This is a genomic window from Knoellia sp. 3-2P3, assembly GCF_029223115.1.
Classification (GTDB): Bacteria; Actinomycetota; Actinomycetes; order Actinomycetales; family Dermatophilaceae; genus Pedococcus_A.
On sequence record NZ_JARGZE010000004.1, the window covers coordinates 24962 to 51549 of the forward strand.

Genomic DNA, 26588 nt, shown 5'->3' on the forward strand with positions numbered 1-26588 from the left:
CTGATGAGCGCGACGCCCCCGGTGCTGGCACTGCCCTCGGTCTCCTCCGGGCTGACCGAGCGGCTCCAGCGGGGCCTGGCCGACGTCGACGCGCTGCTGCGCCGCGAGGTCGACCACGACGACCCCTTCATCGCCGAGGCAAACGTCCACCTGGCCGAGGCCGGCGGCAAGCGGTTCCGCCCGCTGCTGACGCTGCTGGCCTCGGAGCTGGGCGAGGGCGTCAACGAGCAGGTGGTCGCCGCGGCTACGGGCGTCGAGCTGACGCACCTGGCCTCGCTCTACCACGACGACGTCATGGACGAGGCGGACGTGCGACGCGGCGCCCCGAGCGCCAACGCGAAGTACGACAACTCCACGGCGATCCTCGTCGGCGACCTGCTGTTCGGCACCGCCTCCTCGATCATCGCCGACCTCGGGCCGGTCGCCGTCAAGATCCAGGCGGAAACCTTCGTGCGCCTGTGCTCCGGGCAGATCCGCGATGACCGGCCGTGCCCGCCCGGCACCGACCCGGTCGACTACTACCTCGGTGTGCTGGCCGACAAGACGGGGGTGCTGATCGCCACCGCGGCCCGCTACGGCGCGATGTTCGGCGGCTGCGACCCGGTGGTCGTGGAGACCCTGCGCGAGTACGGCGAGCGGCTGGGCATGGCCTTCCAGCTCGCTGACGACCTCATCGACATCGCCTCGGAGAGCGAGGAGACCGGCAAGACGCCGGGCACCGACCTGCGCGAGGGCAAGGCCACGCTGCCGGTGCTTCTCGCCCGCGCCTCGAGCGACCCCGCCGACGCCCGCCTCAAGGAGCTGCTCGGCTCCGACCTGCGCGACGACGACCTCCTGGCCGAGGCCTTGGGCCTGCTGCGCGCCCACCCGGCGATGGAGGAGGCGCGCACGCGCACGTATGCCGTGGCGCGGCAGGCACAGGACGCGCTGGCGCCGCTTCCCGAGGGTGAGGCCAAGCACGCGCTGCTGGCGCTGGCGACCGGCGTCGTCGACCGCGTGGGGTGACCACGCGGCATACCGTCTGAGCGCACGAAGAAGGGGCGCCACCGCGCGGTGGCCGCCCCTTCGTGCGTCTGTCCTCAGGCCGGGTGGACCTGGATTACGCTCGGCCGCGGCTGGCCGTCGCCCCTGTAGGGGAACTGGCTGCGCGGGTTGTCCGGGGAGGCGCCGTCGACCTCGCCGGGGTGCTGCACGGCGGCGAGCACCGTCCTGTCGTCCCACGTGACGAGGGGGCCGCAGCACTCGGCCCAGGCGGGCACCGAGAGGAACTGCTGCAGGTGGCCCTTCTGCGTGCCCGTGAGCGGCATGAGGTACATGCCGTCGCAGTGGCCGAGGGCGTTGCCGTCGGTGGCGATCCACAGGTTGCCCTCGCGGTCGAACGCGACGTTGTCGGGGCACGAGATCGGCGAGACCTCGGAGCGGTCGTACCCGTTGAAGTAGGTGGCCGGGTCAGAAGGGTCACCAGCGACGAGCACGATCTTCCACGAGAACCCCGTGGTCGTGTCGTTGCCGCGGTCGGGGGTGATCTCGATGATGTGGCCGTGCTTGTTGTTGGCGCGCGGGTTGGCCTCGTCGATCTGCGAGGGCACACGCCGCGTGTTGTTGGTGCACGCCACGTAGGTGCGGCCGTTGACCGGGTTGGTCTCGACGTCCTCGGGGCGGTCCATCTTGGTGGGGCCGACCTTGTCGGCGGCGAGGCGGGTCCAGATGAGCACCTCGGCGACGGTCATGCCGGGCACCTGGCTCTCGTTGTCGACCACGAGCGGCAACCACGTGCCGGTGCCGTCGGCCACGCCGTCCTCGAAGCCGTCGCCGGTGAACTTCGCGACGTAGAGGTCGCCGGAGGAGAGCAGCGTCAGGTTGTTGGCCCGCGCCTGCGCCGAGTCGCCGGGGCGGTAGCGGCCGTGCGAGACGAACTTGTAGAGGTAGTCGAAGCGCTCGTCGTCACCGGTGTAGGCGACCACCCGCCCGTCGGGGGCGATGGTCACGTTCGCGCCCTCGTGCTTGAGGCGGCCGAGCGCCGTGTGCTTGACCGGGGTGCTGGTCGGGTCGGACGGGTCGAGCTCGACGACGTAGCCGAAGCGGTTCACCTCGTTGGGCTCGGCCCCGGTGTCGAAGCGGTCGTCGACCCGCTCCCAGCCGCGGCCCGACCCCGTGATGCCGTAGCGGCGGTAGGCGGCGTCCTGGTCGGCGGGGATCGAGGAGGCCTTGAAGTACCCCTGGAAGTTCTCCTCGCCGGAGAGCACCGTGCCCCACGGGGTCGTGCCGCCGGCGCAGTTGCCGATGGTGCCGAGGACTCGGCGGCCGCTGGGGTCCGCGCTGGTCTGCAGCAGCGGGTGCCCGGCAGCCGGACCGTCGACGGCGAACGCGGTGGTGGCGGTGACGCGGCGGTTGAGCGGGGCGCCCTTGACGTGCTCCCACGGGCGCGACGCTCCCTTGCGACGCACCTCCACGACCGACATGCCGTGGGCGGCCATGGTGATCCGGATCTGCTCGGGGGTGAGGGACGCGCTCCCGGTGTAGCCGCGGAACATCAGCTCGTCGTTGGTGTACTCGTTGTTGGCGACGAGCACCGCGGCGTTCTGGTCCTTGGTGCGGATCAGGCCGATGTAGTCGTTGTTGTAGCCGAACTGGCCCTCCTGGGCGGCCGCGCTCTGCCTGTCGAAGTCGAAGTCCGGCGCGCCGGCGAGGATCGGGTCGCCCCACGAGATGATCGTCGACCACGTGAAGCCGTCCGGGACGACGACCTTGTCCAGCCCCTCCGGCTGCGCCGCGATGGGCGTGAAGCCGAACGGGGACCTGGTGGTCGCGCCGCTCACGGTGGGGGCCGCGGCAGGGGCGGCCGCGGCTGCCCGGGTTCCCGTCGCCGCGGTGAGGCCGACGACGGCGGCCACCAGGCCACCGCCCTTGAGGACACTGCGACGAGACGCGCCCGCGGCGACGACGTCGCCGAAGTAGGTGTTGTCACTGGGGTTCGGCACCGGCTTGCTGCAGGCGTCGTCACAGCGGAAGTGGCAGGTCATCGCGGAGCGGCCGCCGGGGTGGGCGGCCCGGCCGGTCGGGGTCAGGGGGAGCACGGTGCGCTGCGGCGCCGGTGCGGTCATGGTTCCTCCATCGGTCAAAGGACGGTGGTGTCCGCGCGTCAACCTAGGGACCGGCTCGTGCCGCCGGGCGGCTCGCAGGTGAACAGCCGGTGATCAGAGGTTCAAGACACGCCCCGGCGCCGGTATGCCGCTCAGTAGAGTCGGCCCCGTGACCGGCAGCTGGGAGCGCGCGACGGCCGGCAGGGCTGCGCCGTTGGCGCTGGTCGACCTCGAGGCCTTCGACGCCAACGCTGCCGACCTGGTGCGCCGAGCGGCGGGAAAGCCGGTGCGGGTGGCCTCGAAGTCGGTGCGCTGCCGCGCGCTGCTGCGCAGAGTTCTTGACCGGCCCGGGTTCCGGGGCGTCATGGCCTACTCCGTGAGAGAGGCGCTCTGGCTGGCGGCCGACGGGTTCACCGACCTGTTCGTGGCCTACCCGAGTGCGGACCGCGAGGCGCTCGAGGCCGTCGCTGCCAACGGCCACGCGGCCGCGCAGGTCACCGTGACCGTCGACAGCGCCGAGCACGTGGCCTTCCTCGCGGCGCTGCGGCGGCCGCACCCCCTGCGGGTCGCCGTCGACGTCGACGCCTCCCTGCGGGTCGGTTCGCTCCACCTGGGCGTGCGGCGCTCGCCCCTGCGGTCGGCCGGACAGGTGGTGGCGGTCGCCCGGGCGGCGCAGGCAGCCGGCCTGGACGTGGTGGGCCTGATGTTCTACGACGCCCAGGTGGCGGGGCTGCCCGACTCCTCGCCGGCCGTCCGCCTCGTGAAGGCCCGCTCCACGCGGGACCTGCTGGGCCGCCGCGCCGAGGTGGTCGCCGCCGTGCGGGACGTGGCGGGGCTGGAGTTCGTCAACGGCGGCGGCACGGGCAGCCTCCACGTCGCGTCGCGGGACCCGTCCCTGACCGAGCTGGCCGCCGGCTCGGGGCTCTTCGGCCCCACGCTGTTCGACGGCTACCGGTCGTTCCGGCCCCGGCCCGCTGCGGCCTTCGCGCTGCCCGTGGTGCGCCGTCCCGCGCCGGGGGTCGTCACGGTGTTCGGCGGCGGCTACATCGCGTCGGGCCCGCCCGGTTGGTCCCGCAGCCCCTCCGTGCTGGCGCCGCGCGGCCTGCGGCTGCTGCGTTCCGAGGGGGCCGGCGAGGTGCAGACCCCGCTGCGCGGGCGTGCGGCCGACGGTCTCGGCATCGGCGACCGCGTGTGGTTCCGCCACGCCAAGGCTGGTGAGCTGTGCGAACGGTTCGACGAGCTGTACCTGGTGCGGGGGGACGAGCTCGTCGACCGGGTGCCGACCTACCGCGGAGAGGCGGCGAACTTCGGATGAGAGGGCGGGCTGGATGAAGCCGAGCACCGGCTCGAGCCGCTCAGGCACCCAGTGGCGCAACTGGGCCGGCAACCAATCGGCCTGGCCCGCCGAGGTCGCCCAGGCCAAGGACGTCGGCGACGTCGCGACGGTCGTCGCCTCCGCCGCAGCCCGCGGGCTCAGGGTGCGGCCGGTGGGTGCGGGTCACTCGTTCACGCCGGCTGCGGTCACTGGCGGCGTGATGCTGCGCCTCGACCACCTCACGGGCATCACCGGGGTCGAGCGTGCCACCGGGCGGGTGCGCGTGCTCGCGGGCACCCGCCTGCGCCACCTCAACCCGGCGCTCGAGGCGGTCGGGCTGGCCCTGCCCAACCTCGGCGACATCGACCGGCAGAGCCTTTCTGGTGCGATCGCGACGGGGACCCACGGCACCGGTGCGCGGCTGCACGGCATCGCCTCTGCCGTCAGGGGGCTGACGATGGTGCTGGCCGACGGCTCGGTGCTGGAGTGCTCCGCGCACCAGCACCCTGACGTCTTCGAGGCCGCCCGGGTGGGACTCGGCGCCCTCGGGGTGGTCACCGAGGTCGAGCTGCAGTGCGTGCCCGCCTTCCGTCTGCACGCGGTGGAGCGGCCGGAGCCGCTGCTGCCGCTGCTCGAGCGGGTGCAGGAGGAGGCCGAGGGCAACGACCACTTCGAGCTCTACTGGTTCCCGCACACCGACCGGACTCTCACGAAGCGCAACAACCAGGTGGGGGGCGAGCCCCACCCGGGGCCGCTGGCGCCGTGGCATGCGTGGGTCGACGACGAGCTGCTCGCCAACGGCATCTTCGAGCTCGCCAACCGGGCGAGTGCCCGCTGGCCCTCGGTGGTGCCGCGGCTCAACCAGCTGACGGCCCGCGCACTGGCGGCGCGCGAGTTCACCGACGACTCCTGGCGGGTCTTCTGCTCCAACCGTGCGGTGCGGTTCGTCGAGAGCGAGTACGCGGTGCCGCGGGCGGTCGTCGCCGACGTGCTGCTCGAGCTGCGGGACTGGGTGAACCGCCACGACGAGGCGCTGCCCTTCCCCGTGGAGGTCCGCTTCCTGGCAGCCGACGACGTGTGGCTGTCCACGGCATACGAGCGGGACACCGCGTATGTCGCCGTGCACCAGTACCGGCGGATGGACCACCGCCGGTACTTCGCGGCGTTCGAGGCGATCGTCGCCGAGCACGCGGGCCGACCGCACTGGGGCAAGCTGCACACGCTGGACGCGGCGCGCCTGCGGCCGCTCTACCCGCGGTTCGACGACTTCCTGCGCGTGCGGGAGGAGCTGGACCCGGGCGGACTGTTCCGCAACGACTACCTCGACCAGGTGCTCGGCACGCGGTGACCGTCAGCAGGCAGAACTCGTTGCCTTCGGGGTCGGCGAGGACGTGCACTGCTCCTGCCCTGTCTGGCCGATGTCGGCCGGGCGGGCACCGAGCGCCAGAAGGCGTTCGAGCTCGGCATCCTGGTCGCGGTCGGTGCACGCCAGCGACTCAGGGTCGCGGCAACCGAGCACGAGCTCACTGATCCGACAAGCCATGGACGAGACCTACTTCCGGGCCGGGAGATGTAGGGAAGGCCACCTCGAACGGCAGCTAGCCGAACAACCTCGCGACCGTACCCAAACGAGACCAGCGCGGGCGAGACGATTTCCGGGCCAGCCTGTCCGGGCAGCCGGGCGAGGCGATTCGTCCTCCGGTCAGCGGATGCCTTCATTCAGGGCACCAACCCCAGCCGCCGCCCTTGTCCTGCGACGACAGTTCCACCGTGAACACCTCGGGGTCGTAGTCCTGCTCCACGAACAGGCTGACTCCCCGCTGTCCAAGCTGCCGGTTCCAGCAGCCCGGACGCCCAGCACTGGACGCCGGTGTCCAGCCGGCCGCGGTCAAGGCTCGGTCGTAGAACGAGACGACCTGCTCGGGTGTGAGGTCACCGCGCCGGTAGTCCTGGGAGGCCATCGCCATCTCGTCGTCGTCCTCGCAGCCGGTGTCCCGTCCGCCGACCGGCGTTGCCTCCGCAGGGGCCAGGTCCAAGACGTCGGACTGGGCCAGCCGCTGGGCGTAGGCCTCATCCCCGCCGTCACACCCGTACGTGGTCACGAACCATGCCATCGGCGCCGCCATGGAACCCAGCACCAGCGCTGCTACGAGCACCGAGATGACAACTGGTCGGCGGGACCGGGGCTCGATGGGCCGGTCCAACGTCGGCGCCTTCAGCGGCGTCGTGTCGCGCCAGAAGTCCTCGCTCATGGACGCCATTCTGCAGCCAGACGCGCGCCCCCGATGGGCACACAGTTGTCAGGCTCCCGTGTGTCGGCCGAAGCAGCCGGCCCTTCTTCCACAGGCGGTTCCGGTGGGTCGCGCCATCCACAGGACGTGGTCGTTGGGTTGCGCACAGGGGATGGGTATGCCGTCGGATAGCGTTGCGCTACAACGGTTTTCGTCCTCACTGAGTTCGCTGCGCTGTCGGTGCTCCCCTCTAGTGTCGTGGTCATGGAGGAGAACGCCGGCCTGAGTCTCTCGCAGTGTCGCGAGTTGCTCGCGGCTGCCTCTGAGGCGGTCCGTGCCATGGGGGACGTGCTGTGGCAGGCGCCCTCTGGTGGCGGGCCGGACGGGCTGGCTGGATTGTTGAGCGAGGTGGACGCCCTCGGCATGGCGTGCGACGCGGGCCGGGTGGCGGTGGTCGGTGAGGCCATGGAACGGGGCGAGACCTCCGGGGGTCCGGCGGCGATGACCACGGTGCAGTGGGTCAGGCATCACGCGCCGTCGACGAGGGCCGGTGGGGCGGGCGCGATCGTCAGCGTCGCGCAGGCGTTCCGGAAGCGGGTCAACGCCCCCGTGAGGCCGTCGGCTCGGGCCGGCTGCCGGTGGGCTCAGCCGCTGCGGTCGTGGGCGAGTTCGAGAAGCTTCGGCCGATGCTGGCCGAGGGCGCCGAACCGCACGTGCTCGAGGGGCTGGTCGGCCTGGCCGCCGAACAGGGCCCGCGGGCCTGCCGGCAGCTGCGCCCGGCGATGCTGGCCCGCTACGGGCTGACCGATGTCCTGCAGGACCAGCAGAACCTGGGCAAGTCCTTCATCTCCCTGTCCCAGCCGAGGGACACCGGCGCCGACACCTTCGAGTACCGGCTCACCCTCGACGTCGAGGGCAAGGCGGTCCTGGAGGCCGCGCTGGGCCCGCTGTCGGCGCCGAAGCCGGTCGACGGGGAACGCGACCTGCGCAGCAGCGACCGCCGGCGCGGCGACGCCCTGGTGACCCTGGTCCGGCGGGCGGTCGCGGCCGGTGACGAGGTCGGCAAGACGAACAAGACCACCCTGCTGCTGACCATGAGCTACGACGACCTCAAGGCCGGGCTCGGCGCGGCCACCACCCTGGGCGGGTTGGACGCCGGCACCCACCTCGCCCCGGAAACAGTCCGGCGGCTGTGCTGCGACGGCTCCGTCATCCCCATCGTCCTGAACGGCAAGGGTGAGGTCGTGGACTGGGGCCTGGAGAAGCGGTACTTCACCGACGCCCAGACCAAACGGCTCTGGCTCCGCGACGGCGGCTGCACCTACCCCGGCTGCGACGCCCCGCCGCAGTGGACCGACGCCCATCACCTCGTGCACTGGGCAGACCTCGGCCCCTCGAACCTCTCGAACGCCGCCCTGCTGTGCGAGCGGCACCACACCATCGTGCACAACCGCCGCTACACCGGCCGGGTCGTCAAGGACGCGCACGGCGAGCGAGTCGAGTGGGACCTCACCCGCGGCTCCTGGGACGAGCTCCTCGCGAGACGCGCCGCCCAGGAGCCAGCGTGACCCCGCCCCACACCCCGCCAGCCGCCGGCGGGGCCCTCGGCATGTCCAGCGGCGAGCCCCGGTCCCGGCGACTCCTGGTCCCCGGATGCCTGGACCTACGGCGCCGGCTCGTCGACCACCATGGACGGGTAGCGGCGGCGACCGGGCCGGTTCGCCAGCATGTCGACGCTGAGGACCAGGAGCGCCACCCAGACGATGCCGAAGCCGATCCAGCGGGCCGTCGACATGTGCTCGTCGAGGAGCAGCACGCCGCAGAGGAGCTGCAGCACCGGAGTGATGAACTGCAACAGGCCGACGGTGGTGAGGGGGATCCGGCGTGCCGCGGCGGCGAAGAGGAGCAGCGGCACGGCTGTCACGACTCCGGCGAGGAGCAGCAGGGCCGGGTGCAGCGGCGAGTCGACGGTGAACGTGGTCTCGTCCCTGACCGTCAGTACGACCAGCACGATGATCGCAATGGGGAAGAGCACCGCCGTCTCGGCGGCGAGCGAGTGCATCGCGTCGAGGCTGGCGCCGACCTTCTTCTTGACCAGGCCGTAGGCGGCGAAGGAGAAGGCGAGGCTCAGCGCGATGAGCGGGAACTGCCCGCCCACGACGCTGAGGTAGACCCCGGCGACGGCCCCGATGGCGACCGCGGCCCACTGCAGCGGGCGCAGCCGCTCGCGCAGCACGAGCACGCCGAGGGCGACCGTCACGATGGGGTTGAGGAAGTAGCCCAGGGCGGCTTCGGTGGTGCGCCCCGTGAGCACAGCGAAGACGTAGATGACCCAGTTCGTGGCGATGAGCAGGGCCGCGAGGGTGACCCCTACGGCCAGGCGGGGTCGCGCCACCAGCTGCCGTGACCAGGCGAGGTCACGGCGCACGAGCAGGATGAGGGCGCAGAAGACCAGGGTCCAGACGATGCGGTGGGCGAGGATCTCCCACGCGCCGGCCGGCTTGAGGGCATGGAAGTAGAGCGGGAAGACGCCCCAGATGGCATACGCGAGGAAGCCGTAGGTCGTGCCGCGCCGGAGCTCGCCCTGGGCGTCCGGGCTCACCGGCGGCCCTGGCTCACAGGCAGGCTGCCATCAGGCGACGGTCCAGGTGTCTTTGCCGTGGATGAGGCGCTCGAGGTCGGCGTCCGTGGCGGGACCGCCGGCCTTCTCGACGGCGGAGCCGACCTGGGCCCGCACGAGGTCGTCGTAGGTCGGCCGGGCCACGCTGCGGAAGACGCCCATGGGCACGTGCGTCATCTCCGGGGTGTCCAGCCGGGAGATGGCGAACGCCTGGGCCGGGTCGTCGGCGCCGGCCCGGTGGACGACGACGTCGTCCTGGTCGGCGTCGCCCTCGGGCACGAACTCCAGGCCGTCGCCGGTGCGCACGAGCACCTGTCGCTCGCCCTCGGCACCGAGCCGGACCGGCTCCCCGTCGACCAGGTGGACGATGCGGGCCTCCTGCTGCTCGCGGTCCTTGATGAGGTCGAAGGCGCCGTCGTTGAAGATCGGGCAGTTCTGGTAGATCTCCACCAGGGCGGTGCCGCGGTGCTCGGCGGCCTGGCGCAGCACCTCGGTCAGGTGCTTGCGGTCGGAGTCCATGGTGCGCGCGACGAAGGTGGCCTCGGCGCCCAGGGCGAGGGAGACCGGGTTGAACGGCTGGTCCACCGACCCGAGCGGCGTCGACTTGGTGACGGCGCCGACGTGCGAGGTGGGGGAGTACTGGCCCTTGGTCAGCCCGTAGATCTGGTTGTTGAACAGCAGGATCGTGAGGTTGACGTTGCGGCGCAGCGCGTGGATGAGGTGGTTGCCGCCGATGGAGAGCGCGTCGCCGTCACCGGTGACCACCCACACCGACAGGTCCTCACGGCTGGTGGCCAGGCCGGTCGCGATCGCCGGGGCGCGGCCGTGGATCGAGTGCATCCCGTAGGTGTCGAGGTAGTACGGGAAGCGAGACGAGCAGCCGATGCCGGAGACGAAGACGATGTTCTCCCGCTTCAGGCCCAGCTCGGGCAGGAAGCCCTGCACGGCGGCGAGGATCGCGTAGTCGCCGCAGCCGGGACACCAGCGCACCTCCTGGTCGGAGGTGAAGTCGCGCTTGGTCTGCTTCGCGGCGTCCTCGGGGAGGCGGGGAACGGCGTCGGTGCCCGCGCGAGGCGCGGCACCCGGCATACCGAGGTCGGTGGTGGTCATTCGGTTCCTCCGTCGTGGGGCACCGTCTGGGCGGCGACGATCGCGTCGGCGAGCTCGACGGTGGTGAAGGGCAGGCCACGCACCTGGGTGAACGACTGCACGTCGACGAGGTACTTGCCGCGCAGCAGCAGCGCGAGCTGGCCCATGTTCATCTCGGGGACGAGGACGGTGCGGTAGCGCCGCAGGACCTCGCCGGTGTTCGCGGGGAAGGGGTTGAGGTGGCGCAGGTGCGCGCGGGCGACCTTGGCCCCGGTGTTGCGGACGCTGCGCACCGCGGCGGCGATCGGCCCGTAGGTCGAGCCCCAGCCCAGCACGAGCACCTCGGCCTCACCGCTGGGGTCGTCGACCTCGAGCTCGCCGATGGTCGACGCGATGCCCTCGACCTTCCCGGCGCGCAGGCGCGTCATGAGGTCGTGGTTGTCGGGGTCGTAGGAGATGTTGCCCGTGACGTTGGCCTTCTCGATGCCGCCGATGCGGTGCTCGAGGCCGGGTGTGCCGGGGACGGCCCACGGTCTGGCCAGGGTGGCCTCGTCGCGCAGGAAGGGCTGGAAGACCGGCTGGCCCGTGCCGTCGACGGCGTTGGGCTCGGTGGCGAACTCGACCGACAGGTCGGGCAGGTCCTTCACCGAGGGCAGGCGCCACGGCTCGGAGCCGTTGGCGAGGTAGCCGTCGGAGAGGAGGAAGACCGGCGTGCGGTAGGTCGTGGCGATCCGCACCGCCTCGAGGGCGGCGTCGAAGCAGTCCGCCGGCGAGCTCGGCGCGACGATCGGCACCGGGGACTCGCCGTTGCGGCCGAACATCGCCTGGAGCAGGTCGGACTGCTCGGTCTTGGTGGGCAGGCCGGTCGAGGGCCCGCCACGCTGCACGTCGACGATGATGAGCGGGAGCTCGAGCGAGACGGCCAGGCCGATGGTCTCCGACTTCAGGGCGACACCGGGCCCGGACGTCGTGGTGACGCCGATGGCGCCGCCGAAGCTGGCGCCGAGCGCGGCGCCGACGCCCGCGATCTCGTCCTCGCACTGCATGGTCGTGACGCCGTAGCGCTTCAGGCCCGAGAGCGTGTGGAGGATGTCCGAGGCCGGGGTGATCGGGTAGGAGCCCAGCACGAGGGGCAGGTGGGCGCGGTGGGCGGCGGTCACCAGGCCGTAGGCGAGGGCGACGTTGCCGGTCACGTTGCGGTAGGTGCCGGCAGGCATCTTCGCGGGGGCGATCTCGTAGGAGACGGAGAACGCCTCGGTCGTCTCGCCGTAGTTGAGGCCGGCGCGCAGGGCGGCGAGGTTGGCCTCGAGGATGTCCGGGCGCGAGCTGAACTTGTTCTTGAGGAACTGCTCGGTGCCGGTGGTGGGGCGGTGGTACATCCACGACAGCAGGCCGAGGGCGAACATGTTCTTCGCCCGCTCCTTGTCCTTGCGGGAGAGGTCGAAACCGGCGAGCGCCTCGACGGTGATGGACGTCAGCGCCACGGGGTGCACCTGCCACGACTCGAGGGAGCCGTCGTCGAGGGGGCTCTCGGCGTAGCCGACCTTGGCGAGGTTCCGCTTTGAGAACTCGTCGGTGTTGACGATGATCGTCGCCCCGCGGGGCAGGTCGCGCAGGTTGGCCTTGAGCGCAGCCGGGTTCATCGCCACGAGCACGTCCGGGGCGTCGCCCGGGGTGAGCACGTCGTGGTCGGCGAAGTGCAGCTGGAAGGAGCTGACGCCGGGCAGGGTGCCCTGCGGCGCCCGGATCTCGGCCGGGAAGTTCGGCAGGGTCGACAGGTCGTTCCCGAGGGCCGCGGTCTCCGACGTGAAGCGGTCGCCGGTCAGCTGCATGCCGTCACCGGAGTCCCCAGCGAAGCGGATGACCACGCGGTCGAGCTGCTGGACGGACTTGCTGCTCATGTTCTCCCCGCCACCTGTTCCTCGGCATTTTCGGTCTCGTCGGCGGCTGCCCACGGCTCTTTTCTCCATGGTAAGTCCGCCCTTACCCACCTTTCTCCGGGACCCGCATTTCGGACGAATTCGCGCCGCCACCTCCCGGCGCGTCCCGGCACGGGTCGCTAGGCTGCCAAGCGTGTCGCCCTACGTCGTCGTCGCAGCGGTGGTCCTGGTCGGGCTTCTGCTGTTCGTCGCCGCGATGGGCGCCCGTGCGCTGCTGGCGCCCAAGGCCCCGACCCGCGCCAAGCTGAAGACCTACGAGTCCGGCGTCGACCCGGTGGGCGAGGGCTGGGCGCAGACGCAGATCCGCTACTTCGTCTACGCCTTCCTGTACGTCATCTTCGCCGTCGACGCCGTCTACCTCTTCCCGTGGGCGCTGGTCATCCGCTCGTCCGGTCTCGGGGTCGCCTCGCTCGTCGAGATCGGGGTCTTCATCGGTGTCCTCGTCATCGGCCTCGCCCACGCGGCCCGGCGCGGCCTGCTCCGGTGGTTCTGATGGCCGTCGACCTCCCGCTGCCCCGCGTCGGCCCGGCCACCGACGTCGCACCGCAGCCCGTCAAGGTCGTCCTCAACTGGGGCCGGCGCTACTCCCTGTGGGTCTTCAACTTCGGGCTCGCGTGCTGCGCCATCGAGTTCATCGCCGCGTCGATGGCCCGGCACGACTTCATCCGCCTCGGGGTCATCCCGTTCGCGCCGGGGCCCCGCCAGGCCGACCTCATGGTCGTCTCGGGCACGGTCACCGACAAGATGGCCCCGGCCATCCGCCGGCTGTACGACCAGATGCCCGAGCCGAAGTACGTCATCTCCTTCGGCGCCTGCTCGAACTCCGGCGGCCCGTACTGGGACTCGTACTCGGTCACCAAGGGCGTCGACACCGTCATCCCCGTCGACGTCTACGTGCCCGGCTGCCCGCCGCGGCCGGAGGCGCTCCTCCAGGGAATCCTCCGCCTCCAGGAGAAGATCGCCGCGGAGTCGCTGTCCACCAAGGGAATTCGGGCCAAGTATGCCGGTCACCGGCTCGCGAGCGCCGGTGAGCTCGCGCGTGGCCTGGTTCGCAGGCCCGCCGCGTCCGGCGAGGCGGGTGGCGATGGCTGACCCCGGGACGGTCGAGCGCCGTGAGGTGCCGCTCGAGGAGTGGGCGCAGGCGGTCGCGGAGGCCCGCGACGAGGCATACACGTTCTTCGACTGGCTCACCGCCGTCGACGAGATGGACGACCCCGAGCGCCCGGGCTTCGACGTCGTCTGCCACCTCATGGACGTCTCGGCGACCCCGTCTCTGCGCCGGATCCTGATCCGCACGCGGGTGCCTGAGGGCACCGCGGTGCCGAGCATCACCGGCGTCTTCAAGGGCGCGGCCTGGCACGAGCGCGAGACCCACGAGATGTTCGGCGTCGACTTCGACGGCTTCGACGACGGCACAGGCCTCGGGCTGCGGCCCCTGCTGCTGCCCGACGGCTTCGAGGGCACACCGCTGCGCAAGAGCTTCGTGCTGGCTGCGCGGGCCTCCAAGCAGTGGCCCGGTGCGAAGGAGCCCGGCGAGAGCGAGCACACCAGGACCACCGGCGGGCGCCGCCGCGTCCAGGCGCCCGGCGTCCCCGGCCCGGACTGGGGGCCGCGGTGAGCGACGTGCTCGAGGTGACGCTGCGCTCCGTCGGCGTGCTGGCCGCCTTCCTCGTGCTGCCGCTGCTCGTCGGCCAGGCCGAGCACAAGGTGATGGCGCACATGCAGGGCCGCCTCGGCCCCATGTATGCCGGGGGGTTCCACGGTTGGGCCCAGCTCGTCGCCGACGGGGTCAAGTTCGTGCAGAAGGAGGACATCACCCCGGCTGCCGCCGACCGGGGAGTGTTCCGGTTCGCGCCCGCGGTGGCGCTCGTGCCCTACCTGGTCGCCATGGCGGTGATCCCGCTGAGCCCCGACGTGGTCGCCGCCGACGTGCCCGCCAGCGCGCTGTTCGTGCTCGCCGTCACGGCGGTCGGCATCCTGGGCACCCTCATGGCGGGGTGGGCCAGCGCCAACAAGTACTCGCTCCTCGGTGGGATGCGCGCCGCCGCCCAGCTGCTGTCCTACGAGCTGCCGCTCGTGCTCGCGGTCGCCTCGGTCTGCCTCGCCGCGGGTTCGCTGTCGCTGGCCGGCATCGCCGAGGCGTGGTCGCCCTGGTGGCTGCTCTGGCAGGCGCCCGGCGCCCTGGTGTTCCTCGTCGCGGCCGTCGCCGAGCTGCAGCGCCCGCCGTTCGACATGCCGATCGCCGACGCGGAGATCGTCTTCGGCGCCTACACCGAGTACACCGGGCTGCGGTTCGCCTTCTTCCTGCTCGCCGAGTACGCCGGCATCGTCGTGATGTCCCTGCTCTTCGCGGTGCTCTACCTCGGCGGCTGGCAGGGGCCCTTCGCGGACCAGCTCGGCTGGCTGTGGACGCTGCTCAAGGGCCTGGCCGTCGCCGTTCTGATCATCTGGCTGCGGGTGGCCTGGCCGCGGCTGCGCGAGGACCAGCTCCAGCACCTGGCCTGGCTCGTGCTCGTGCCGCTGGCGCTGGCCCAGCTGGCCCTGACCGGCGTGTGGGTGGTGGCCGTCGCATGACCGACCCCTCGCGCCCACGTCGCTCCAGCGGCGCCCTGCCCGGCCTGCTCAAGGGCCTGGCCACCACGGCGAGGACCCTCGCCCGCCCCACGCACACCGCGGAGTACCCCGACGCGAAGCCCCACCTCCCGCCGCGCTCCCGCGGGGTCATCGCGCTGCTCGAGGAGAACTGCACCTCCTGCATGCTCTGCGCGCGCGAGTGCCCCGACTGGTGCATCTACATCGACTCGCACAAGGAGACCATCCCGGCCACCACGCCCGGCGGTCGCGAGCGCCAGCGCAACGTCCTCGACCGGTTCGCCATCGACTTCTCCCTCTGCATGTATTGCGGCATCTGCATCGAGGTCTGCCCGTTCGACGCGCTGCACTGGAGCCCCGAGTTCGAGTACTCCGAGCTCGACATCCGCGACCTGCTGCACGAGAAGGACCGGCTGGGCCAGTGGATGGGGACCGTGCCACCGCCGCCGGCGCTCGACCCCGGCTCGGTCGAGCCTGCCGAGGTCGCCGCGGCCAACAAGCCGGCGCGGACGGTGAGGGCAGCGGTTGGGCCGACGACGGCCCGTCCGGCCCGCCCCGAGCGGCCGGAGCGTCCGGCCCGAGCCGAGCGACCTGAGCGACCCGAGCGCCCTGCCCCGGCACCGGAGGAGGAGCCGTGACCTCGCTCGACATCGCCTTCGCCGCGGTGGGGCTGCTCGCGGCGGCCAGCGGGCTGCTGGCGGTGACGACGCGGCACGTCGTGCACGCCGCCCTGTGGCTCGTCGTGTGCCTCGGCTCCGTCGCCGGCTGCTACCTCGTGCTGGGGGCCGAGCTCGTGGCCCTCGTCCAGCTGCTGGTCTACGTCGGCGCCGTCGTGGTGCTGGTGCTCTTCGCCCTCATGCTCACCCGTGCGCCGATCGGCCCGAACCCCGAGGTGACGACCAGTCGGGCCCACCGGGCGCTCGCCGCCGTCCTCGGCGCCGGCGTCACCGCGCTCCTGCTCGCCGTGCTCCTGCCCGTGGCGGGAGCTGCGCGCCCGCGCACCGGTGCGGCGAACAGTGCCGTGGCGGAACAGATCTTCGGCACCTGGGTGTGGCCCTTCGAGGCGCTCTCGCTCCTCCTGCTGGTCGCCCTCATCGCAGCCTTCGCGGTCTCGCGGATGGCCCGGGCCGCGGAGGTCGCCGAGTCCGAGCTCCCCGAGCCGGCCGCCCCCGAGAGGATCTCGCAGTGATCCACCTCGCCGGCCCCTACGTCCTCGCCGCGGTCCTCGCCGGGCTCGGGGCCTACGGCGTGCTCGCCCGCCGCAACGCCGTGCTCGTCCTCATCGGTGTCGAGCTGATCCTCAACGCGGCCAACCTGCTGCTCGTCTCCGTGGGCGCGGTCGGAGGCGACCCGTGGCAGGCGGGGAACGTGCTGACGCTCTTCGTCATCACCATCGCGGCGGCCGAGGTGTGCGTGGCCCTCGCGGTCGTGCTCGCGGTCTTCCGCCTGCGCGGCGACGTCGACCTCAGCCGGGAGGCTGGATGAGCCTCGCCGCCGCTCGCCTGGTCGTGCTCATCCCTGCAGCCGCAGCCCTCGTCGGGCTGCTGCTCGCCCGTCGCGGCACCGGCCCCGCCCGCGCCGTCGCCGTGGGGGCGTCACTGGCCACGGTGGTCGCCGCGCTCGCCGGCCTAGCCGCGGTCGGCGGGTCCGAGCAGACCCACCTCGGGAGGATCCTCCCGGCCCTGGAGGCCGGCGACCTCGAGGTCCCCCTCCTCCTCCGGACGAGCGCCACACCGGCGCTCGTCGCCGTCGTGGTGGCTGTGGTCGGGTGGGCGGTGCAGGCGTTCGCCGGCTGGTACCTGCGGCGGGACGACCGGTACGGCGTCTTCTCGGCCACCGTGTCGCTGTTCTGCGCCGGGATGCTCCTCGTCGTGCACTCGGCCGACCTCGTCCTGACCTTCGTCGGGTGGGAGCTCATGGGCTGGTGCTCCTACCTGCTCATCGGTCACTGGAGCCGGAAGGAGAGCGCTCGCCGCGCCGCCCTCAAGGCCTTCCTCGTCACGCGCTTCGCCGACGTGGGGTTCCTGCTCGGCGTCCTGGCCCTGGCCTCGGGGCCGGGCTCCACGGCATACCCGACGGTGCTGGCGCACTGGGCGCCCGGGGGCGACGCCGGGGAGGGGCTGCGCACGCTGGCCATGGTGCTGCTGCTCGTCGGCGTGCTCGGCAAGTCCGCCCAGTTCCCCTTCCACGACTGGCTGCCCGACGCCATGGAGGGCCCGACACCGGCGTCGGCGCTCATCCACGCGGCCACCATGGTGGCCGCCGGCACCTACGTGCTGTCGTCGTTCTTCACCATCTTCGTCGCGAGCGACGGGGCACGGTGGGTGCTGGCGGTCAGCACGGTCGTCACGATGGTGTGGGCCGCGGTGCTGGCCTTCGGGCAGAGCGACCTCAAGCGACTGCTCGCGTACTCGACCCTCAGCCAGGTCGCGCTGATGCTCTCGGCCCTGGCGGTCGCCCCGGCACAGGACGGCCCGGGAGCAGGTCTGCTGCACCTGTACTCCCACGCCTTCTTCAAGGCGCTGCTGTTCCTCCTCGTCGGCTGGCTGAGCGTCACGGTCGGTGGCACGGCCGCGGTCGCCATGCGCGGCAGCCTGCGAGGGCACGCGGTCATCCGCCCTGCCATGTTCGTCGGCCTGCTCGCCCTGGCCGGCGTGCCACCGCTGGTGGGGTTCGTCAGCAAGGAGCACGTCCTCGGCGCGGCCGAGGCCGGCGTCGCCGCGGGGGACGCGCGCTCGCTGCTGGTGCTGGCCGCGCTCCTCGTGACCGTGGTGCTCACGGCGGCCTACTGCATGCGGGCCTGGCTGGTGCTGGACGACCTCACGGCGGCCCGGCCCGAGGTGCACGAGGGTGACCAGGCCAACGCGCCGGTGATGGCGGCCGTCTCGGTGCTCAGCGTCCTCACGGTCTTCGGTGGCCTCGTGGTGTTCACTCCCTGGCTCGCCCTGGAGGGCCACATCGCGTGGTGGATGGCCCTGCTGACCGTGCTGCTGGTCGTGGGGGCGGCCGTCGCGGTGCGCAGCACGGCCAGGGGCGCTGACCCGGCCACGCGCCTGGTCGGGGCGCGGGTGCCGCAGTTCGACAGCGGGTTCGGCGCGGACGGCGTCTACGTCAGGCTGGTCGCCCGCCCGGTGCTGGCGCTGGCCCGGCTGGTGGTCTTCCTCGACCGTGAGGTGGTCGACGCCTACGTGCGGGGGAGCGCTGCCACCGCTCTGCACTCCGGGCGTGGCGGTGCCCGCGTCCACCGGGCCGAGCGGTCGGCCACCTCGCTCGTCTGGGTCGTGCTCGGCGTGGTGGCCGTCGCGGCGGCAGGGGTGGCGCTGTGGTGATCGCCCTCAGCCTCGTGGTGCCCGCGGCGGTGGCCGTCTGGCTGCTCGGCGCGGGCCGCGACCTGTCGCACCGGTCGGTCAACCGGCTCGCCCTCGCCGCCAGCGGCGCCACCCTGGCGGCTGTCGTCGTCGCCGTGCTCACGCGCCCGACTGTCGACCGGCCCTGGGTGCCGGCCCTCGACCTGCGCTGGCAGCTGGCCGTCGACGGCATCAGCGCGCCGCTGCTCGTGATGACGGCGGTGCTCGGCGTGGCGGTCGTCGCCCACTCCTCGTCCCGCCGGCCCGAGGGCGGCACCCCAGCCGCCTTCCACGCCTGCCTGCTGCTCGTCGAGGCAGGCGCCCTGGCGACGTTCTACGCCCGCGACGCCATCCTCTTCTTCGTCGCCTTCGAGGTGGTGCTCGTCCCGATGTGGGTGCTCATCACCCGCTTCGGCGACGCCCACCGGCCGCGGGACCGCGCCGACGCCGGCGGGCGCTTCGTCCTCTACACGGCCCTGGGCTCGACGCTGATGCTCGTCGGGATCCTCGCCCTGGTCGGTGCCGCGGGAACCGCGGACCTCGACGTGCTCGCCCGCGGCGCGGGGTCCGGCATACCGCGCAGCACGCAGCTGCTCATCGCCCTGGCCCTGGTCTCGGGGCTGGCCGTCAAGGTGCCCCTCTTCCCCGGGCACACCTGGCTTCCGCCCGCCCACACCATCGCGCCCACGGCGGGCTCGGTGCTGCTCGCGGCGGTGCTGCTGAAGATGGGCACCTACGGGCTTGTGCGCCTGCCCGTCGCGGTTGTGCCCGACGCTTTCGCGCGGCTGGCTCCCGCGGTGGCCGTGGTGGGTGCGATCGGCATCCTCTGGGGAGGCCTGGCCTGCCTGGTGGAGCGCGACCTGAAACGGCTCATCGCCTACTCGTCGGTGGCGCACATGGGCTTCGTCGCCCTGGGGCTGGCCTCGGGCACGCGCACCGGCCTGCAGGCGGCCCTGTTCGCCAACGTCGCCCACGGGGTCGTGTCGGCGCTGCTGTTCTTCATCGTCGGCGGGCTCAAGGAGCGCTGGGGCTCGGCCGACCTGGCGGTGGCCCGTGCAGCACTGCGCGAGGTCAGCCCACGGCTCGGGTTCGCCCTCGTCGTCGGGCTCGCCGCCTCGCTGGGGCTGCCCGGGCTGGCCGGGTTCTGGGGCGAGTTCCTCAGCCTGTATGCCGTGTGGTCGCCGGCCGAGGAGCTGCCGCTGGGTCTCTTCCGTGCCACCGCCGTGACCGGGGCGCTGGGCACCGTGCTGGCGGCCGCCTACGCGCTGCGGGTGGCCCGCACGGTCTGGATGGGCGAGCGGTCCACGCCGGTGATCGCCGACAGCCGCGGGGTCGAGTGGCTCGTCGTGGGTGGTCTCGTCGTGGCCGCCCTGGTGCTCGGCGTGCTGCCCCAGGTGTTGCTGTCCGTCACGAGCGACGCCGTCACCGCGCTGGTGGGTGGCTCGTGAGCACGGTGGTCTCCTTCGACGTGCTCGTGCTGGCGCCGGTGCTGGCGCCCGCGGCCGGCGCGGTGCTCGTCCTGCTGCTGGACGTGCTGGCCCCCCGGCTGCGGACCGCCCACCACGCCGTGGGGCTCCTGGCCCTCGCCGTGGGTCTGGCGCTCGCGGTGCCGGGGGCGCTGGGCACCGAGGACGCACCGCTGCGCTCGCTGTGCCTGCCGGCTCCCGCGGGGGCCTGCTTCTACGAGGCGGGCCCGCTGGCGAGCGCCCTGCAGCTCGGGGCCCTGGCCTCGGCCATCGTGGTGCTGCTGCTCGTGTGGCCGAGCCACGACACCCTCGAGCAGGAACCGCTGCGCGGCGGCCCGGCCGTGCTCGTCGCCCTGGTGCTGAGTGCCACCGCCGGCGCGGCGGCCGTCGCCGCGGCCCACGACCTCGGGTCCTGGCTGGTGGCCCTCGAGCTCGCCACCCTCCCGGCCATCGCCCTGGTCGCCCTGCGTGGCACGGTGCGGGCCGGCGCCGGCGCGTTGTCGCTGCTGGCCACCTCGCTCGTGTCCTTCGCCATGGTCGTGCTGGGAGCGGCCCTGTGGCTGGTCGGCACCGGCGAGGCGGTCTTCTCCGTCGGCGCTGTCGACCGGGCCCGCTCCGACGACGCCACGTGGGCGGTGCTCCTCCTCGGCGTCCTTCTCCTGGTCGGCGGGCTGGGCTTCAAGCTCTCGCTCGTGCCCTTCCACGCCTGGACACCGCAGGCGTATGCCGGCGGCGCCGAGCCCGTGGCGGCGTTCCTCGCCGCCACGTCGAAGGTCGCGGCCCTGGCCGCCCTCGTGGCGGTCCTGCGCCCCCTCGCCGCCGCCGGTGCCCCCGTCCTCGTCGCGATCGGCGTGCTGGCGGCGCTGTCCATGACCCTGGGGAACGTGCTCGCTCTCGTGCAGGACGACCCCGTGCGGCTGCTGGCGTGGTCGACGGTCGCCCAGGCCGGCTGGGTCGTGCTGCCGCTGGCCACCCTCGTCCCCGCCGGGCTGGCCGCGAGCGGCGGCTACCTGCTCGCCTACGTCATCGCCACCCTCGTCGCCTTCACCGTGGTCGTGCTGGTCGGCGGCGGGGCCGCGGGCCGCACGCTCACGGCATACCGGGGGCTGCTGCGCACCCGGCCGGTGCTGGGGGCGGCGCTCGGCCTGGCGCTGGTGTCGCTGGCAGGCCTGCCGCCCGGCGTGCTCGGCCTGGTGGCCAAGGTGGCGGCCCTGCAACCGGTGGTCGCCGAGGAGCTCTGGGTGCTGGCCCTGGTCGCGGTCGGCAACGCCGTCATCGGGGTCGCGGTCTACCTGCGGTGGTTCGCCGTCCTGTTCCAAGAGCCTGCCGCCGGGGCCGAGCCTGCGGGTGCGGTGCGTCGCGCGGGGCGGGGCCCGCTCGCCGCCCTGGCCCTCACCGGCACCGCCCTGGTGCTCACCAGCCTCGCCCCGCAGCTCCTGCTCGGCCTGCTCGCCTGAGCACGGCCGCAGCACGAGGCGACGCGGAACGGGACCCGTCCTTTCTGCGTTAATGGGGACATGCACAACCACTTCAACGGGCTGAAGACCGCCGCGCTGTTCGGCGGCATCTTCGCGCTCCTCCTCGGCATGGGCGCCGTGATCGGCGGCGGCAGGTACATCTGGCTGTTCGCGCTGCTCGGCGTCGGAATGACCGCCTACGGCTACTGGAACAGCGACAAGATCGCCATCCGGGCCATGCATGCCTACCCCGTCAGCGAGGCACAGGCGCCGGCGATGTACCGGATCGTCCGCGAGCTCTCCACGGCCGCCGGCAAGCCGATGCCACGCCTCTACGTCTCGCCGACCCAGGCGCCCAACGCGTTCGCCACGGGCCGCAACCCCGAGCACGCGGCGGTGTGCGCGACCGAGGGCATCCTGGGGATGCTCGACGAGCGCGAGCTGCGGGGCGTGCTCGGCCACGAGCTGATGCACGTCTACAACCGCGACATCCTCACCGGCTCGGTGGCCGCGGCCATCGCCGGTGTGATCACCAGCGTCGCCCAGATGCTCATGTTCACCTCGATGTTCGGCGGCGGCGACGACGAGGACCGCCCGAACCCGATCGCGCTGCTGGCCATGGCCCTGCTGGCCCCGTTCGCCGCCATGGTCATCCAGATGGCGATCAGCCGCACCCGCGAGTACGACGCCGACGAGGACGGCGCCCGCCTCACCGGCGACCCGCTCGCGCTGGCGTCGGCGCTGCGCAAGCTCGAGCAGGGCACGGCCCGCGCGCCGCTGGCCCCGACCCCGGCGCTGCAGAACTCCAGCCACATGATGATTGCGAACCCGTTCCGCCCCCAGGACGTGTCGCGGTTCTTCTCGACCCACCCGCCGATGGCCGAGCGCATCGCCCGGCTCGAGGCGATGGCCTACGGCTACCGCGCCGGCTGAGGCGCCCCTCGACGCGCTGGCGGGCCGGTCGTTCTGCGGCCGGCCCTCCAGCGTGCTACGGTTGCCGCAGTTGCAGTTGCAGTCCTCGCGTGAGAGTGGCCCGCCAAAGTGTGCGGGCCTTTTCTTTTACGGTGACCGTCAGTCGGTCTTCCGTGTCTGGGGTTTTTGAACGGCAGCTTGGGTCCCGCGTCCGCGGGTCCCACCGGCCACAAGGAAAAGAGAATCCCATGGCACAGGGAACAGTGAAGTGGTTCAACGCTGAGAAGGGCTTCGGCTTCATCGAGCAGGACGGCGGCGGTCCGGACGTGTTCGTGCACTACAGCGCGATCAACACCGGCGGCTACCGCTCCCTCGACGAGGCGCAGCGCGTCGAGTTCGAGGTCACGCAGGGACCCAAGGGCCCGCAGGCGGAGAACGTCACCGCACTCTGAGCTGCACCACACAGCCTCACAGCAGGAGCCCCCGGCCGGTCGGTCGGGGGCTCCTGCCGTCCCCTGACACAATGCCGCCATGCCCTCACTGACGCGGTCCGAGGCCACCGAGCGCGCGGCGCTCATCGACGTCACCTCCATGGAGGTCGACCTCGACCTCGACCGGGGTGAGGAGCAGTTCGGCTCCACGACCACGATCCGGTTCACCTGCACCGAACCCGGTCGCTCGACCTTCCTCGACCTCGCGCCGGAGTCGTTGGGGTCGATCACCCTCAACGGGTCGCCGGTCGACCCCAGCGGACTCGTCGACGGACGCATCGCGCTCTCCGGGCTCGCGGCCGACAACGAGGTCGTCGTCGTCGCGACCATGCGCTACAGCCGCGACGGGCAGGGCCTGCACCGCGCCGTCGACCCCGCCGACGGGCAGCACTACGTCTACGGCCACCTGTTCCTCGACGCCGCCCCCACCGTCTTCGCCTGTTTCGACCAGCCCGACCTCAAGGCGCCGTACGCCGTGTCGGTCACCGCCCCGCGGGGCTGGCACGTGGTCGGCAACGGGGCGGCCACCGAGGTGTCGCCGGGGCGCTGGGAGCTGGCCCCCACCCAGCCGCTGGCCACCTACTTCGTCACCGTCTGCGCCGGCCCCTGGGCGTCCGTGCGCAGCGAGCACGACGGCATACCGCTCGGCATCCACGCCCGGGCCTCGCTGCGGGAGCCGCTGGAGCGGCAGGCGGAGCAGATGCTCGAGATCACCAGGGCGAGCTTCGACCACTACCACCGGCTCTTCGGCATCCGGTACCCCTTCGGCGAGTACCACCAGGTCTTCGTGCCGGAGTTCAACGCCGGGGCGATGGAGAACCCCGGGTGCGTGACCTTCCGCGACACCTACGTCTTCCGGGGTGCGGCGGCGCGCGACGAGGTGCTGACCCGCTCGAACACGATCGCGCACGAGATGGCGCACATGTGGTTCGGCGACCTGGTGACCATGCGGTGGTGGGACGACCTGTGGCTCAACGAGTCGTTCGCCGAGTACATGGCCCACCGCACCACCGTGGACGCCACGGAGTTCACCGAGGGCTGGGTGGACTCCACCGTCGCCCGCAAGATGTGGGGGTATGCCGCGGAGCGCACCCCCTCGACGCACCCGGTGGCCGGGGGAGCGGCGCTCGACGCCCAGGCGGCGCTGCAGGACTTCGACGGGATCTCCTACGCCAAGGGCGCGGCGACGCTGCGCCAGCTGATCGCCCACATCGGCGACGACGCGTTCATCGCCGGGGTCAGCGCCTACCTGCGCGAGCACGCCTACGGCAACGGGACGCTGAGCGACTTCCTCGGCTTCATGGAGCGTGCCTCGGGCAAGGACCTGGGCGAGTGGAGCAAGGCGTGGCTGCTCACCGCGGGCCTCGATGTCCTCGCGGCAGACCAGGAGACGGGTGTCCTGACGCGTGAGGCGCCGGAGGCATTCCCGGCCGACCGGCCGCACACGCTCGACGTGGCAGGGTTCACCGGCGGGGCCGAGATGTTCCGGGTGGGCGTCACCCTCGCCGGGCCGCGCACGGAGGTGCCCGAGCTGCGGGACGCACCGCGGGCCGAGCTCGTCGTGCCCAACGCCTCCGACCTGACGTGGGCGACCGTGGCGCTGGACCCGGCCACGCTGGCGGCGGTGCCGCGCAGCCTGGCGCAGGTGCCCGACGCGCAGGCGCGCGCCGTGCTGTGGGCGGCGCTGGTCGACGGCGTGTGCCTCGGCACGGTCGACCCGCGCCTGGTCGTCGAGACCTTCGGCCGCGCCTGGCCTCACGAGGACAACGAGTCGGTGCTCAACCGGGTCGCCAACGTCGTGCTCGGGAGGGTGGTCACGACGTTCCTGCCGCCCGAGGAGCAGGCCGCCGCGCGTGCGGTGGTCGCGGCCGCCGCCGCCGAGCTGCTCGACGCCAGCGAGCCGGGCTCCACCCGGGCGCTGCTCGGGGCGCGGCTGCTGGCCCGCAGCGCGGCCGACGAGGCCCGGCTGCGGCCGTGGGCGGAGCAGGCGGCGCTGCCCGCCGGGCTGGAGGGTGACTCGGACTTCCGGTGGCTCGTCGTGCGCAGCCTCGCCGGGCAGGGGCTGGTCGACCGCGCGTTCGTCGAGCAGGTCCGTCGCGACGACGACACCCTCTCGGGGCGGCTCGGTGCCCTTGCAGCCACCGCGTCGCTGCCGGGGGAGGAGGCCAAGGCGTGGGCCTGGAGGGAGCTGACCGCGAACCGGGACCGGTCCAACTACGAGCTCAACGCGCTCGCCTCCGGCTTCTGGTCCGGCGACGACCTCGACACCATGCGCGGCTACGTCGGCCGCTACTTCGCCGACGTGCCGGCCATGGCGGTGTGGGTCGGCGCCGACGCGCTCGGCCGCGTTGCGACGCTGGCCTACCCGGCGCGGGTCGTCGAGCCGTCGACGGCCGAGGCCAGCGCCGCCACGCTGGCCGGCGACGGCCTCACGCCCGCGGTGCGCCGGTCGATGGTGGACGCCGACTCCGAGCTGCGCGAGGCGCTGCGCTCGCGGGCCGCGTTCGGCTGAGACAGCGGCTAGTAGGCACCCGTCGAGCGGCGGACCGCCCTGGGCGTGCGGCACATGATGCGCAGGTCGAGCCTGAGCGACCAGTGGTCGACGTAGTAGAGGTCCAGCTGCACGGCCTCCTCCCAGGGCAGGTCGCTGCGGCCGCTCACCTGCCACAGCCCGGTCATGCCGGGCTTGACGAGCAGGCGCCTGCGCACTGCGCTCGAGTAGCTCTCGACCTCGGCCGCAACCTGCGGGCGGGGGCCGACCAGGCTCATGTCGCCCTTGACGACGTTCCAGAGCTGCGGCAGCTCGTCGAGGCTGTAGCGACGCAGCACCGCGCCCAGGGGAGTCACCCGGGGGTCCACCTTCACCTTGTACAACGGGCCGAGCGCCGTCCCCTGGGCTGTGAGCACGTCCATGAGGTGCAGCTCGGCGTCCTTGGTCATCGTGCGGTATTTGTAGATGCGAAATGGCCTGCCGCAGTAGCCGATTCGTTCCTGGCAGTAGAAGACCGGCCCCTGGCTGTCGCGGCGGACCGCCACAGCCAGCACCAGCAGGATCGGCGAGGTGACGACGAGTCCGACTGCGGCAGCGGTCCGTTCGATGACGCTCTTGACGGCGAGCTGGCGTCGGGCAACGCGTGGGGGAGCCACGCGCGCCGCGATGGTCGCGTTCATGGTCATGTCTGCGGGTCTCTCCGTGCGGGGGCGAGGGGGGCGAGCGCCATGGTCGGACTACGGCTCGGTGTGTCGCGAACGGCGCTGTGCAGCAGCGGGTCTGGCGAATCGTGAAGAGGGAGTACGGCTGTTGCCCCGGGGGCTGAGGTCTCCCTGGGCAGGGGTCGGCGCATCGACGTCGGTTCCCCCATGAGGCGTCCTCCCGGCTGAATGTCCCCGGGCCCCACGAGGTGAGGCCCTCTGCGCCCCTCAGCCTTCAGTCGGGATGTGGGTGCCAACAACCGGCAATGGGGTGACGCCTCTTGGTGGAGCTGCTGGTGCCGCGTGCGACAAAACCCGTACGTGCCAACGGTTTTGGCGACAACGCCTCAACATTGTCCGACGGGACAGGAGGATTCCGTGGTCGCCACCTGCCTGGTGGCGTTGAACTGACGCGAAGCCGCGTGAAGGGAGCCACCACCGCGATGGCTCAAGGTGTTGCCGCGGGCGGACTCACGAAGTCGGCGCAGCCCTCACGACTCCGGGGGGAGCACAGAGCGTGGACGGCAAGGGGGTGCACTCGGTGCACGTGCCGCGTGGCCACACCCAAATGCAGGCAAGTGGGGTCAGGCAGCCCTCAGTGCCCAGCTGTGCCGACGGCCGTCTGCGCAGGCGCCACTCGTGCCGCGCCGAGGGGCAGACCCAGCTCGGGGTGGTTCCCCGGCTTGGGGTCGTTGTGCGCGCCCTGTGGGCCGGTGTCGCCGTCGCAGGATGCGCCGGGCTCGTTGCCCGACAGGTTCCACCCCGGCACGTGCTCCCGCAGGGGCGTCCGCTTCGCGTGTGCTGTGCTCATGGCTCCTCCACCGGACTCCGGACGGCCACCGCAGCCGTTCAC

The 26588-nt window shown here is 72.4% G+C and carries 24 protein-coding genes and 1 pseudogene; 17 read left to right on the top strand and 8 right to left on the bottom strand.

The genetic code is table 11. The features are described from left to right. Window positions 1-3: 3 nt before the first annotated feature. Window positions 4-1005 (top strand): polyprenyl synthetase family protein, encoded by a 1002-nt coding sequence (locus P0Y31_RS12600; protein WP_275869904.1) that lies wholly within the window; start codon window positions 4-6, stop codon window positions 1003-1005. A 74-nt stretch (window positions 1006-1079) separates the two neighbouring features. Here P0Y31_RS12600 and P0Y31_RS12605 read toward each other — a convergent pair whose 3' ends face one another. Continuing rightward, on the bottom strand, window positions 1080-3104 hold the full coding sequence (locus P0Y31_RS12605) for a PhoX family phosphatase (RefSeq protein ID WP_275869906.1): 2025 nt from the start codon (window positions 3102-3104) through the stop codon (window positions 1080-1082). A 148-nt stretch (window positions 3105-3252) separates the two neighbouring features. On the opposite strand from P0Y31_RS12605, the gene P0Y31_RS12610 reads away from it, so the two are divergent. Continuing rightward, window positions 3253-4398 carry an alanine racemase gene (locus P0Y31_RS12610; protein WP_275869908.1) on the top strand — a complete coding sequence of 382 codons (1146 nt, stop codon included), beginning with the start codon at window positions 3253-3255 and terminating at the stop codon, window positions 4396-4398. Window positions 4399-4411: 13 nt separating this feature from the next. Further along, a complete protein-coding gene (locus P0Y31_RS12615) occupies window positions 4412-5746 on the top strand; it encodes a D-arabinono-1,4-lactone oxidase (protein ID WP_275869910.1) in 1335 nt (444 codons plus the stop codon). 4 nt (window positions 5747-5750) lie between these two features. Here P0Y31_RS12615 and P0Y31_RS12620 read toward each other — a convergent pair. Both P0Y31_RS12620 and P0Y31_RS12625 read right to left on the bottom strand, forming a co-directional pair. After that, window positions 5751-5941 (bottom strand): annotated as a pseudogene (locus tag P0Y31_RS12620) (VOC family protein); the annotation flags it as partial. Window positions 5942-6113: 172 nt separating this feature from the next. Continuing rightward, window positions 6114-6650 carry a hypothetical protein gene (locus tag P0Y31_RS12625; RefSeq protein ID WP_275869912.1) on the bottom strand — a complete coding sequence of 179 codons (537 nt, stop codon included), beginning with the start codon at window positions 6648-6650 and terminating at the stop codon, window positions 6114-6116. 638 nt (window positions 6651-7288) lie between these two features. On the opposite strand from P0Y31_RS12625, the gene P0Y31_RS12630 reads away from it, so the two are divergent. After that, window positions 7289-8197: an HNH endonuclease signature motif containing protein gene (locus P0Y31_RS12630; RefSeq protein ID WP_275869914.1), complete on the top strand. Its 909-nt coding sequence runs from the start codon at window positions 7289-7291 to the stop codon at window positions 8195-8197. A gap of 95 nt (window positions 8198-8292) precedes the next feature. Here P0Y31_RS12630 and rarD read toward each other — a convergent pair whose 3' ends face one another. The 3 genes from rarD to P0Y31_RS12645 are packed head-to-tail and all read right to left on the bottom strand — an operon-like array spanning window position 8293 to window position 12239. Then, window positions 8293-9231 (bottom strand): EamA family transporter RarD, encoded by a 939-nt coding sequence (gene rarD / locus P0Y31_RS12635; RefSeq protein ID WP_275869916.1) that lies wholly within the window; start codon window positions 9229-9231, stop codon window positions 8293-8295. A gap of 30 nt (window positions 9232-9261) precedes the next feature. Next, complete coding sequence (locus P0Y31_RS12640; RefSeq protein ID WP_275869918.1) at window positions 9262-10359, bottom strand: 2-oxoacid:ferredoxin oxidoreductase subunit beta; 1098 nt, start codon at window positions 10357-10359, stop codon at window positions 9262-9264. Further along, window positions 10356-12239: a 2-oxoacid:acceptor oxidoreductase subunit alpha gene (locus tag P0Y31_RS12645; RefSeq protein WP_275869920.1), complete on the bottom strand. Its 1884-nt coding sequence runs from the start codon at window positions 12237-12239 to the stop codon at window positions 10356-10358. Before P0Y31_RS12645 ends, P0Y31_RS12640 begins: the two co-directional genes overlap by 4 nt. Before the next feature lie 172 nt (window positions 12240-12411). Here P0Y31_RS12645 and P0Y31_RS12650 point away from each other — a divergent pair, with 172 nt between their 5' ends. From P0Y31_RS12650 to pepN, 13 genes are all read left to right on the top strand, one after another. Continuing rightward, on the top strand, window positions 12412-12771 hold the full coding sequence (locus P0Y31_RS12650) for an NADH-quinone oxidoreductase subunit A (protein WP_275869922.1): 360 nt from the start codon (window positions 12412-12414) through the stop codon (window positions 12769-12771). After that, the gene (locus P0Y31_RS12655; RefSeq protein ID WP_275869924.1) at window positions 12771-13370 is read left to right on the top strand and encodes an NADH-quinone oxidoreductase subunit B; all 600 of its coding nucleotides are present in this window, start codon (window positions 12771-12773) and stop codon (window positions 13368-13370) included. Before P0Y31_RS12650 ends, P0Y31_RS12655 begins: the two co-directional genes overlap by 1 nt. Further along, entirely contained in the window at window positions 13363-13896 is a 534-nt protein-coding gene (locus P0Y31_RS12660; protein ID WP_275869926.1) for an NADH-quinone oxidoreductase subunit C, read from the top strand. Before P0Y31_RS12655 ends, P0Y31_RS12660 begins: the two co-directional genes overlap by 8 nt. Beyond that, on the top strand, window positions 13893-14852 hold the full coding sequence (gene nuoH / locus P0Y31_RS12665; protein ID WP_275869928.1) for an NADH-quinone oxidoreductase subunit NuoH: 960 nt from the start codon (window positions 13893-13895) through the stop codon (window positions 14850-14852). Before P0Y31_RS12660 ends, nuoH begins: the two co-directional genes overlap by 4 nt. Further along, window positions 14849-15508, top strand: coding sequence for a 4Fe-4S binding protein (locus P0Y31_RS12670; RefSeq protein ID WP_275869930.1), 660 nt, complete (start codon window positions 14849-14851; stop codon window positions 15506-15508). The genes nuoH and P0Y31_RS12670 overlap by 4 nt, the downstream gene beginning before the upstream one ends. Then, window positions 15505-16059 carry an NADH-quinone oxidoreductase subunit J gene (locus P0Y31_RS12675; RefSeq protein WP_275869932.1) on the top strand — a complete coding sequence of 185 codons (555 nt, stop codon included), beginning with the start codon at window positions 15505-15507 and terminating at the stop codon, window positions 16057-16059. The genes P0Y31_RS12670 and P0Y31_RS12675 overlap by 4 nt, the downstream gene beginning before the upstream one ends. After that, window positions 16056-16355, top strand: a complete 300-nt coding sequence (gene nuoK / locus P0Y31_RS12680; RefSeq protein ID WP_275869935.1) for an NADH-quinone oxidoreductase subunit NuoK — start codon at window positions 16056-16058, stop codon at window positions 16353-16355. Before P0Y31_RS12675 ends, nuoK begins: the two co-directional genes overlap by 4 nt. Beyond that, window positions 16352-18199, top strand: coding sequence for an NADH-quinone oxidoreductase subunit L (locus P0Y31_RS12685; protein ID WP_275869937.1), 1848 nt, complete (start codon window positions 16352-16354; stop codon window positions 18197-18199). The genes nuoK and P0Y31_RS12685 overlap by 4 nt, the downstream gene beginning before the upstream one ends. Then, entirely contained in the window at window positions 18193-19665 is a 1473-nt protein-coding gene (locus P0Y31_RS12690; RefSeq protein ID WP_275869941.1) for an NADH-quinone oxidoreductase subunit M, read from the top strand. Before P0Y31_RS12685 ends, P0Y31_RS12690 begins: the two co-directional genes overlap by 7 nt. Next, window positions 19662-21140 (top strand): proton-conducting transporter membrane subunit, encoded by a 1479-nt coding sequence (locus P0Y31_RS12695; RefSeq protein WP_275869943.1) that lies wholly within the window; start codon window positions 19662-19664, stop codon window positions 21138-21140. Before P0Y31_RS12690 ends, P0Y31_RS12695 begins: the two co-directional genes overlap by 4 nt. A 60-nt stretch (window positions 21141-21200) precedes the next feature. Beyond that, a complete protein-coding gene (htpX, locus tag P0Y31_RS12700; protein ID WP_275869946.1) occupies window positions 21201-22073 on the top strand; it encodes a zinc metalloprotease HtpX in 873 nt (290 codons plus the stop codon). A gap of 227 nt (window positions 22074-22300) precedes the next feature. After that, window positions 22301-22504 (top strand): cold-shock protein, encoded by a 204-nt coding sequence (locus tag P0Y31_RS12705; protein ID WP_275805030.1) that lies wholly within the window; start codon window positions 22301-22303, stop codon window positions 22502-22504. 79 nt (window positions 22505-22583) lie between these two features. Continuing rightward, window positions 22584-25055, top strand: coding sequence for an aminopeptidase N (pepN, locus tag P0Y31_RS12710; RefSeq protein ID WP_275869949.1), 2472 nt, complete (start codon window positions 22584-22586; stop codon window positions 25053-25055). Window positions 25056-25063: 8 nt separating this feature from the next. Here pepN and P0Y31_RS12715 read toward each other — a convergent pair whose 3' ends face one another. Next, window positions 25064-25720, bottom strand: coding sequence for a sugar transferase (locus P0Y31_RS12715; protein ID WP_275869951.1), 657 nt, complete (start codon window positions 25718-25720; stop codon window positions 25064-25066). Window positions 25721-26330: 610 nt separating this feature from the next. Beyond that, on the bottom strand, window positions 26331-26546 hold the full coding sequence (locus P0Y31_RS12720) for a hypothetical protein (protein WP_275869953.1): 216 nt from the start codon (window positions 26544-26546) through the stop codon (window positions 26331-26333). Window positions 26547-26588: the final 42 nt, after the last annotated feature.